The 9354-nt window shown below is 38.0% G+C and carries 8 protein-coding genes and 3 pseudogenes; 2 read left to right on the top strand and 9 right to left on the bottom strand.

Translation table 11 applies throughout. The annotated features are described in order from the left end of the window. Window positions 1-261 precede the first annotated feature (261 nt). From NPX99_RS08125 to NPX99_RS08095, 7 genes are all read right to left on the bottom strand, one after another. Window positions 262-1500, bottom strand: coding sequence for a DUF2087 domain-containing protein (locus NPX99_RS08125; RefSeq protein ID WP_269031342.1), 1239 nt, complete (start codon window positions 1498-1500; stop codon window positions 262-264). Window positions 1501-1510: 10 nt separating this feature from the next. After that, window positions 1511-2203, bottom strand: a complete 693-nt coding sequence (locus NPX99_RS08120; RefSeq protein ID WP_329957951.1) for a hypothetical protein — start codon at window positions 2201-2203, stop codon at window positions 1511-1513. After that, a complete protein-coding gene (locus NPX99_RS08115; RefSeq protein ID WP_269031341.1) occupies window positions 2190-2360 on the bottom strand; it encodes a hypothetical protein in 171 nt (56 codons plus the stop codon). The genes NPX99_RS08120 and NPX99_RS08115 overlap by 14 nt, the downstream gene beginning before the upstream one ends. 11 nt (window positions 2361-2371) lie before the next feature. Further along, window positions 2372-3574 (bottom strand): MFS transporter, encoded by a 1203-nt coding sequence (locus tag NPX99_RS08110; RefSeq protein WP_269031340.1) that lies wholly within the window; start codon window positions 3572-3574, stop codon window positions 2372-2374. Beyond that, window positions 3571-4761: a hypothetical protein gene (locus NPX99_RS08105; protein ID WP_269031339.1), complete on the bottom strand. Its 1191-nt coding sequence runs from the start codon at window positions 4759-4761 to the stop codon at window positions 3571-3573. Before NPX99_RS08105 ends, NPX99_RS08110 begins: the two co-directional genes overlap by 4 nt. Before the next feature lie 71 nt (window positions 4762-4832). Beyond that, window positions 4833-4982 carry a hypothetical protein gene (locus tag NPX99_RS08100; protein ID WP_269031338.1) on the bottom strand — a complete coding sequence of 50 codons (150 nt, stop codon included), beginning with the start codon at window positions 4980-4982 and terminating at the stop codon, window positions 4833-4835. A 601-nt stretch (window positions 4983-5583) separates the two neighbouring features. Then, window positions 5584-6672 (bottom strand): TIGR04086 family membrane protein, encoded by a 1089-nt coding sequence (locus tag NPX99_RS08095; protein ID WP_269031337.1) that lies wholly within the window; start codon window positions 6670-6672, stop codon window positions 5584-5586. A 733-nt stretch (window positions 6673-7405) separates the two neighbouring features. Here NPX99_RS08095 and NPX99_RS08090 point away from each other — a divergent pair. Beyond that, window positions 7406-8599 carry a multidrug effflux MFS transporter gene (locus tag NPX99_RS08090; RefSeq protein ID WP_269031336.1) on the top strand — a complete coding sequence of 398 codons (1194 nt, stop codon included), beginning with the start codon at window positions 7406-7408 and terminating at the stop codon, window positions 8597-8599. 196 nt (window positions 8600-8795) lie between these two features. After that, window positions 8796-8870 (top strand): annotated as a pseudogene (locus NPX99_RS08085) (Arm DNA-binding domain-containing protein); the annotation flags it as partial. Here the strand turns inward: NPX99_RS08085 and NPX99_RS08080 are convergent. Together NPX99_RS08080 and NPX99_RS08830 are read right to left on the bottom strand one after the other, a co-directional pair. Then, window positions 8869-9168 (bottom strand): annotated as a pseudogene (locus NPX99_RS08080) (hypothetical protein); the annotation flags it as partial. The pseudogenes NPX99_RS08085 and NPX99_RS08080 overlap by 2 nt on opposite strands. Then, window positions 9147-9354, bottom strand: a pseudogene (locus NPX99_RS08830) (restriction endonuclease); the annotation flags it as partial. The pseudogenes NPX99_RS08080 and NPX99_RS08830, both read right to left, overlap by 22 nt.

Here is a 9354-nt window from a genome sequence, read left to right as displayed (position 1 = left end):
GCCCTTATCCTGTGGTTTAAAATAGCAAAAAAAGTAAAATAATCCTAATCAAATCTCTTATCCTGATAAACAAATTATTTGTTTTCTATCGCAAAATTTACTTCGTTGCTTTTAAAGAGAGACTTTACAGCGCTGTTTGTTCAACGGAATTCTCCTGCCTCATAAAATGGGCGCATAGTGCCATGGAAACCTGTCTCATCAGATTTCACTCTAAAATTATTGGCTTTTAAAATTTCTTTTGAAAGGTTTAATATTTCCTTTTTAGCGTATGCGCTGATATTTGTTTGCATACCGTTTTAAAAAACCTCTTTCCACTAAAGTGCGTCTTAGTCTTGCAAAATCTATAGTAAAGAGGTTACATATCTTTGAAACTTCAGTTTCACTATAAATTTTTCCCATTTGAAATGCTTCAATAATTTTTTTAAGCATATCTTCTGTTTCTAAGGAGTGGTCGCTTAAATTTTCCATATTTCGTACGTTTTTATCGTCTAGTGCTTGCCATAATGTATCTATCGCTTGAAATCCCTCTTTTGTGTTTTGAATAAGACCAAGATTCAAAAGGCGATTGATGGATTTGTGAATGATTTTGATGTCTGAATCGATATGTTTGACAATGTCAGAAAGATTTTTCGCACCAAGTGTAATTGTTGCGTAAACAGCGCGTAAGGTGGGTGAGGTCATTGCAGAAATCAATGAATTGCGCTTGTTATGTTTGTGAAGTGCTTCTGTTCCCATCGGCAAAATATCATTGCGAATAGGCAGTTCATTGATCTCTCTCAATTCCGATTGTAATGATTGTGACCGTACAATCTGTTCGGTGTTGATGCGTTTACGGATTATACCGAGTCCGCTTTGCCGATATTTATGATATTCAGGTAAAGTTAAAGCTTCATATGATCTATCAAGCCGATAGAGGATTTCTTCCCACAAAGGGGTTCTGACACGTCGAACTCGTTGTTGGCCATTAAGGGCGACTGTTGTTGTTATTGTTGGTTCATGGAGACAAAGATAACCACCAGGAGTGATATATTGCCAAAGGGTTATAACAAATCGCACATCATCTGCGGGGGTTCCAGCATCGACCCAAGCAAAATCTATTGGTTGCCAAGATTTAAGGACACTTTCATCAAGAGAGAAAAAATTCTCGTTAATAAATGTTACTGTATTTTTTTCAATGTTGGCATTGAGAAGTTGTTGCCATGCTTCTTCTGCTGATTGACCTTCGGCCGTAAAATCATCAATTGTGATAAGCCGCGGTTCGTAAGTTTCTGGAATCCCTGAAGGGTCAAGTAAAGCAGTACGTTCTTCCCAATGAGAGGATTCAAGAAGCTTTTTATCCTGTTGCCATGATAATTTCGCTTTTTGAAGTGCTTGAGCAATAAAGCGTGTGCTATCTCCTGCACCGATTTCAATGACTGTACGTGGTCTTGCCATTTGAATGAGCGCATGGATAAGTTGAGTACTATTTTCTGTTCCCATGCCAGGTCTTATCAGCTGCATCTTTTTATCCTTATAATTTTACCAATCGCAGCATTCCTGCTTTAATAAAAAACTTCATTGAATCCGTTAGTGGGTGCCGAATATGCATTGGTGTGATGGCTTGCTTCAAGAGATGTTTTGTTTTTTCATGAAGCCGGATTGTACGCCCATTGAGTTGATTAATGGCGAGAGTGCCAAGAAGAGAATCTATAATCATACATGTTGGTTCTCGTAAAAGTACTGTTGCATCATCCTGTGAAAACGCTTTTTGATCTGTTTCGATAAGATTGTGTCGCAATAGTGATATCAAAAGACTTCCAGCAGTGAAAATAGAACCATTGAATTGTATTTCTTCCAATGATTGGACAAGGCAGCTTTCACGAAGTGTTTCAAATGTGCGAAAATCGAATCCGCCAAATGCCGCTCCTTTTATAGAAACAACTGTTATAGATTGAATTTGGCGTTTCCCAATGAGCGCGGGCTTATTTCTCGTTATCTGTACGTCCTGTGCCCATTGAATACGCGCCAAGGGATTGAGTTCAAGTGGATAGACAGCGAAAGAATTGATGGCTATGGGTGGTATTGGTTTTTGTAGTTCAAGCGTGTGGGAGCTTTCATAACAATTATGTAACATATAGTCTGCAAGTTGCCACACATAGCCGCCTGTTCCATTATAAAAGTTTAGTCCTATAGGGTCTTGTTGCATAGTATTAAATCGGTTCATTGGCTGTTTTAAAATTCCAAGTTGCTGGAACGGTGGTTAATTCGTATTCATCGAAGTCATATTGACTGGTGTGAGGCTGAATGAGATGAGAAACAACGGTTTTATAGAGTGGCGGCTGTAACTCCGCTTTTGAGATATTGTTTGCTTGCGGGCACATAGCCGAGTCCACTAACCATTATCAAATTCTCTTTTTTCTTTTTTTTGTACAGTGGTATTTAATGAAAAACCTAATATGCCTGCGATCATTGTGGCAATGCCGATTGCAAAGAGTGTGCTTTGGGTGTGATCTACATGGACAAAGCCAGCTCCTATAAAGCCAATACAAACGGCTGTTTGTATGATGAAGATATAGGCAGGCATTTGATTGTTTCTGTGTTCTTTCTGAATGGCTTTCATCATAAAACTTGCCATCAGGGCGTTTTGCACGCCGTTGGCACCCCCAAGGATAAAAAATGACAGCATCATCAACCATATCATGTCTGTTAGGGAAAAACAGAAAACTCCAAAGCCGATGATTGTCGCAGCCAATGATGCACCAGCGGCATTGCCAAAGTGGTGGAAAAGGCTAGAGAAACAGAGTGGACCAACCACGAGGCCAAGACTGATCATACTTGTGATCGCCCCATAGGTTTCAGCATTTAAATGAAGATCAGTGCGCATACGGACGATAGATAAAACGTTGAGAGCAGAGGTGAGTATGATGGTGATAATGAGTGGAGCAAGAGCATAGACAATATTTTTTTTACGCAACAAACCTATGACATCTAATCCCTTTTTGGTTTGCTGCACTGTATTTGTTGTTTGCGCATGAATTTTTAAATTTTTAAAACAGAAGAGAGTGATAAAGGTTGCACAAAGAACCATGATTGAAAGCACAAACAATCCTCTTTGTCCGTTTGATAAACCATATAATACGCCTCCTAGGAGTGGTCCGGCAACATAACCAAGATTACGGACTGTTTGGATAATGCGGTTTAGTCGATCTAATTGCTGATCAGTTTTTGCCAATTCGGGTACAGAGACAAGGATTGCAGACCAAAAGAGTGATCCAGCACAGCCCAGCGCGAAAGAAAGTACAATATAAACCCAAAACTGGCTGACGATTGCAGCTGTGGCTATAAAGAGTGCTTCAAATAATAAAACAATAGTAACGGTTCGCGCTGGTGGGAAGCAATGTAAGAGGCGTGGGGCAATTGGTCCGGCACAAATTGCGCCGATAAGCCCTGATAACAGGAGCATTGAAATAAAGGCTGTGCTCTCTGCTAAGTGGAGAGCAAATGTAACTTGCGCTGTTTCATCAGCAAAGCTGCTAAAGCCCAAAACAAGAAAAAGTCCCATTTGAGTGAAAATAGTGGATTTTTTCTTTGTCACAACGCCCCCCAAGACGCTAAAGCTTTTACGGTTTTTAAAATTTCTTCTTGTGCTATATTATGTGGTTTATCATTGAATTTCGCGATGTCAATTTTCTTGTTTGATAAAAGTTGAGAGAGGAATCTGTGTAAATGATCGCTATATTTCAAACTGGTGCAATGTCCGTTTGTTGCGATGAGAAGTTCTTTTGTTTCAAGCAAGGGAGCCCATTGCAGGGTAGCGGATGAGCGAAGAGAGATTTCATTTTCAATCTCAGAGACGTCGATAAGAGGGCGACCGATGCATAAACGCGAACTTGTATCACAAATTAATTGAGAAACAAGCATATGGCGTTTTAAAGTGTTGTTTGCAATTGCAGAGCTTAGTGTGGAGTATTGAAAAGCATTATCAGGGTTTAAATCTGCTCTTCCTGATGCACGGATGTCATGTTTTATCCTATCATCAAGATGGAGCAAATGCATAACATACTTTCTAAAGTGTTGTGCATCGCTTGCCGTTTCCCAAAAAGCAATATTGATATTTGCTGCGATATTTTTTCCAGTTTCGGCAACATGGAAAGCGTTGTGGGGGAAGTATGCAACACGGTCTTTACGATTTTGTAGTGCGATTGCTGTAGATTTATGTACCTCATATTCGGGATATTTTAGTCCTTGAAGGTCTTTTCGTGTGCTGGGCCATGCAAACATTGTTTTGCCATCTTGGAGAGTAAAGCCAAAATTATGTGCGTGATCTACGTGAACCCCCACATGAGTAGAAGAATACCGGCCGATGAAGCAGTCAATGTCCACACGTCCACCGGGTCTAAAACCTAAAGAATGTGCTAATTGATCTGCAAATTGTTTTGCTGCGTCCCACAGTACAGGGGACGCAGCGTATAACCCATAATACATGACTGCCCATTCTTGCCCTTCGGCATATTGGTCAACGCGGGCAGTATAGTCTTCTATAGTTTTATCCGCATCTAAAACAAGAAAGTTTGGAAGAGGATGTGGGCTCCGCACCCCATTAATAACTGTTACTACTTCGGATTTAGGATTAAGTGCTAAGAGTTTATTTGGATTTTTTGTATATTGCCTTAGAGCATCCAAAACATCCCCTTCATGGAAAGGGATGTTTGAAATTGACAACTCAGCTGCTTGTTTAGCCCAAATTTTTTGAGAAAAGTCTTTAGAAAACAATTCAAACATGCCATTAAACACGCTTATTTTTCTCAATTTGAATGTATAATAAGCAGATTTGCAACATCAATAACACATTATTAAACTTCGTGTGAAGCATCTGTATCATGATTGTTTTCACAAACTTCTATGGTTTCGTGTTGAGCGTATTTAGTAGCGGCTAAGACTGGTACAACTTCATCAGCAGCCAGTTCAATAACGCTTTCTACTTCATTAAGTGAAATATTCATATATCTCCCCCTTTAGTTGATAAAAAATAATGATAATCAAAAGAAAAGATCTATCATCTATGTCACTCTAGCATGGGTTTTATTTTTGTCAAATGCAATTTTGATTGCAAATATCGCTTACTCTTTTGAAGAGGAAACATAGATTTTATTATAAGAGGAGTCATTAGGGGGGGGAACGTGTCAACTGCTTTTTGCTGTATAAATAAAATATTTTAACATGGACTTTTGATTTTGATTATGAAGTTTTTTCCAAGAATATTTTTCTTCAGTGACTGTTCTGTTTTTCAAGAATTTGGAGCGGTAGAAGTTTTTATTCTATTCATAGTGTTTATAAGTGCGTTTTTTGCATGTCCAATATTATAATCAAGGAGGCGTGTGAGAGTTTTAATGCATTGAGTAAGGCTTAGCGCTTTTCACTCTTTTCTTTCATAATGAAAAAATAAAAAAGGAAAGAATGCATGAAGGGCATAAAGACGCGATGAGAGATCATTTTAAACAAGAAAAACAAAAAAGTGAAGTAATCCAATAATCTTTTGCAAAAAAAAAAGCTGTACGCATGGTACAGCTCTTTCTTTATTTTATACTTTATATCTTCTCAATTTTAAAGCACGAAAGTGTCCTTACGGCTTCTGTAGCCATAATAGCCAAACACACTAGAAATCACAGCGCCTATCAGGGTGCCTAAAAAGCTCCACCATCCCATGTAAGAGGCTGTTTTGGTGGCTTTAGTTGCAGTGTTTTTTGCTTCTTTTATGGTATCCTCAAAATTGTCCGAGAGTGTTTCTGCTTGATCTTCAAGCGCTTTGATAGCTTTTTTAGTTTTTTCCTCTGCGCTTTGATAGATATGAACAGCACGGTTGGTTGCTGTTTGTGCATCCGCACGGTTCATGCCATCGTTCATCAGGGCATTGATGATATCACTTCGATCAAATTTTGTTGTGAAATCTTCTATACGATCAGACAGGCGCTCACTCAGATTTTTTAAGATGGTGCCAGTGTGAGAAGGATCATTTTTGAAAGCTGTTATCGCAGAACCAATATCGTTGAGTACAGCTTGATAGGATTGTTTTAAGCGATCAGGATTGAGAGCGGGAATGTCGCTTTTCTTGAGAAGAGTGTGTAATTCATTACCAAGTTGGTCAAAATTAATGCCATTGTCACTGTTTTTTGCAAAAAACTTTTCAAAATTTTCGCTGTTTAGTTTTGCAAATAGAGGAGAAAAATTTGTTTTAAAGCTGTCTCCAGTTTGTTGGAGTGCCGATGTGCTTTCTACAACAGTTTTCGCACCTATCTTTGCTGTACTTGAAACTACGTGGATGGCTTGGAGGGTCATCAGTAATGTTATGAGAGCCCAAGTGAGAAAGCCATGAAGTGTGCCTGATGATTCAGCAAAGCGTCCAGCGACAAAGCCTCCTAAAGCAAGGCTGATGAGCATAACAATAAGAGAACCAATCCCAACAGAGAGAAAGGCTCCTGCAAAAGGTGTCGAAGAGTTGAAATCCATTTGACCTAAACCTAATGCTGCAACCAGAAAAGATAAGCAGATCGAAGTGGCAAGGGCTGTAACCAGTCCAGCAAAGATTGCGGACCATGAAATGGGTGTTTGAAAAAAAGGATAATCTGTTTCTAGAGATGTTTCTCCTAGGAAATGACTATCGAATGGTGTGTCTTCAGGAATGCGAGTTTCCATGTTTTTATCTCCTTGAATGATGCTGGAGATAAAATGCCTCGCTAGCCATTATGTTCCCCCCATTATATTCCAAAGAGACAAATCAGTGCGAATGATGCGCCCGAAATGGAGGGGAAAGTTCATAAACAGAAAGTAATGACCATGGTTTTATAAAGGGGATACCACATTATGGTGGGGCACACGGATTTTGATAATGCGACCATTATGGTGAAACTTCTTTTTGCAAGCTTCTGCTGCAGAGAGCTGGTTATAGAGCTTTTTCTTTGCCTAGAGAATGTTCTGAAGAAAAATAAAAAAGTGTAATACAAAGCTGCTTTGTGAAATTATCTTAATGCTTATTTTTTAGATATAAATATATTTTTACTTCTTAGATAAAATCTTATAAAGGTGATATTTAGTCAGTTGCATTTGGGAATAAAAAGTAAAATTTTGTAGCTATTGTTTTAATTTTTTAACAGTTTTTTGGAGTGGGAATTTAGAGCAATTGAAAAGGCATGAGAGGGTGGAAAGTGGGGTATGCAGTGTATTTCTATATCGCGTTGAGTGTGGATTATAAATTAAAGCTCTTTTACTCATCAACAAGATTACAAAAGATAAATTTTATTAAAATTAAAATTTTCTATATAAATCATTTATATATTATATTTTTATAATTATAAAATAAAACTATATTTATAAAATAATAATATTAAATTAAATAATATTTTTTAATAAATAAAGTGTGCTTTTTTAAATGAATCATAAATATACGTTGCCATTTATTATACTTATTGTCTTTTTATCAACAGGTGGTTTGATTTCTACAGACATTTTTCTTCCTGCACTTGACGAAATGCGCCAATACTACCAAGTGAGTGAATCTCAGATACAAAGTGCTGTTGCGATTTTTCTGTTTGCATTGGCTCTTGGACAGCTCATTTATGGTCCACTGAGTGATAATTTTGGGCGTAAAAAAACACTGCTATTTGGCTTGTTTTTATGGTTATTTACTACGATCAGTGTGATTTATACGGTTAATCTTCACGCTTTTCTTGCATTACGTTTTTTACAAGGTCTTGGAGCTTGTGCGGGGATTGTTTTAAGCCGTGCGATTATCAATGATTTATTGGATAAAAAAGCAGCAGGAAAACTTTATTTGATTGTTTTTCCCTTTATTGGGATGTCACCAGCACTTGCGCCGTTAGTTGGAGGACTCTTATTACAAACGTTTAATTGGCAAGCTACTTTTATCTTTTTAAGCCTTTTTATATCCTTAACCATTTTGCTCTGTTGTTTTATTTTAACGGAAACATTGCCTTCTCAAAAGCGGCATCGTTTTTCTTTTATGGGATTTATGAAGAGCAATTTAGGAGTTCTCAGAAACAAACAATTTATTTTTTATGCACTTCTTCCGTGCTTTTCTTATGCAACCTATTTTGCTTATATTGTAGAGTCGCCTTTTTTACTCACCACTTTGGGTTTGCCACTGAAATATATTGGATATAGCTATATTGGGGTTTCTCTTCCCTATATTATGGGTAATCTCACGGCACGATGGTTTTTTAAGCGAGAATCTATGGAAAGAACGGTATGGCGTGGGTATATTATTTTTGTTGTAGGCGGAGGGCTTTTTGCTTTGCAAATGTATGTAAGCCCATGGACACTTGTAACGAGTTTTGCAGCTATCGCTGTTCTTACCTTTGCTAATGGTTTTTTATTGCCGTTAGGGACAGCATTGGCTATTTCTTCGCATCCTCAAGCAGCTGGAGCAGCTTCTGGTGTTATGGGCGCTTTACAATTAGGAAGTGCGGCGTTGAGTGCGGCAGTTATCGGAAAGATATCTGGACATAATCCACGGGTTGTAGCAACTTTGTTAGCTCTATGTTGTCTGCTTGGGTTTATAATTTATATTCGAAAAGCCCATCATTTTATGACTTCAGAAGGGTAAAGCAGGCTTTATTCATAAAAATCAAGTTATATAAAGATGTGCAAGAGTGTATAGAGGTCTATAACTTTTTATGATTCAATAAAAAAATTAAGTATTAAAGAAAAAATCTCAAATCAAAAATTAAAGGTGCTCTAAAAGGTAGCCCCAAAAAGGTGGATGAGCAATTCCTGGAAAGGTGGATGGAAGGGGGTGTTAAGTGAGGGCGATTCATCGGTTATCAGCATCATTCGTAAAGACGTCTCCGCAAGGTAAATATTGTGATGGGGCAGGGTAACATAGGTTGCTGTTTTATGGATTTTTTCCGCAATCAGTTGCACGAGAGCAAATAAAACCGGTGAGAGTTTCTCTGTGCCTTTAAGAATGGCACGGAGCATAACTTTTTCACTGATATATTCGGTAAGACTGAGCAATTAAAAGGGTAAGAGTTGATAAATTGTGCTGTTGTTTCTCTCAATTTCAAAGATTACAGAACAATCACTTGAAGGCAATTCAACCGCGGCACGGATTTGCAAATCAGAACAGTCAACAAGATCAAATGTGCCAAGATCAATGGTTTTTTCTTCTTTTGTTCTTTAAGGATAACATCCCCTTTTGCTTCAAAATGACTCCAATCGATTTGACTGTTTTCGAGATCAAACAGATTAATCCGTTGAATCGGGACATCTTGTCCTTTACAGGTGAGATTGGCATTGTTACACCAGTTTATTTCGTGCTGTCGATAAGAATGCGACGGGTGAAGATCTTTTTGCCAGAGG

The organism is Bartonella sp. 220B (genome assembly GCF_026930205.1).
GTDB lineage: Bacteria > Pseudomonadota > Alphaproteobacteria > Rhizobiales > Rhizobiaceae > Bartonella.
The sequence above is the reverse complement of the archived record's forward strand: the minus strand, read 5'-3'. Positions and strand labels throughout refer to the sequence as shown.

Excerpts from the sequence above, each read along its gene's own strand:
- NPX99_RS08125 (WP_269031342.1), bottom strand. The coding sequence starts at position 1,500 with ATGCAGCTGATAAGACCTGGCATGGGAACAGAAAATAGTACTCAACTT.
- NPX99_RS08120 (WP_329957951.1), bottom strand. The coding sequence starts at position 2,203 with ATGAACCGATTTAATACTATGCAACAAGACCCTATAGGACTAAACTTT.
- NPX99_RS08115 (WP_269031341.1), bottom strand. The coding sequence starts at position 2,360 with ATGTGCCCGCAAGCAAACAATATCTCAAAAGCGGAGTTACAGCCGCCA.
- NPX99_RS08105 (WP_269031339.1), bottom strand. The coding sequence starts at position 4,761 with ATGTTTGAATTGTTTTCTAAAGACTTTTCTCAAAAAATTTGGGCTAAA.
- NPX99_RS08100 (WP_269031338.1), bottom strand. The coding sequence starts at position 4,982 with ATGAATATTTCACTTAATGAAGTAGAAAGCGTTATTGAACTGGCTGCT.
- NPX99_RS08095 (WP_269031337.1), bottom strand. The coding sequence starts at position 6,672 with ATGGAAACTCGCATTCCTGAAGACACACCATTCGATAGTCATTTCCTA.
- NPX99_RS08090 (WP_269031336.1), top strand. The coding sequence starts at position 7,406 with ATGAATCATAAATATACGTTGCCATTTATTATACTTATTGTCTTTTTA.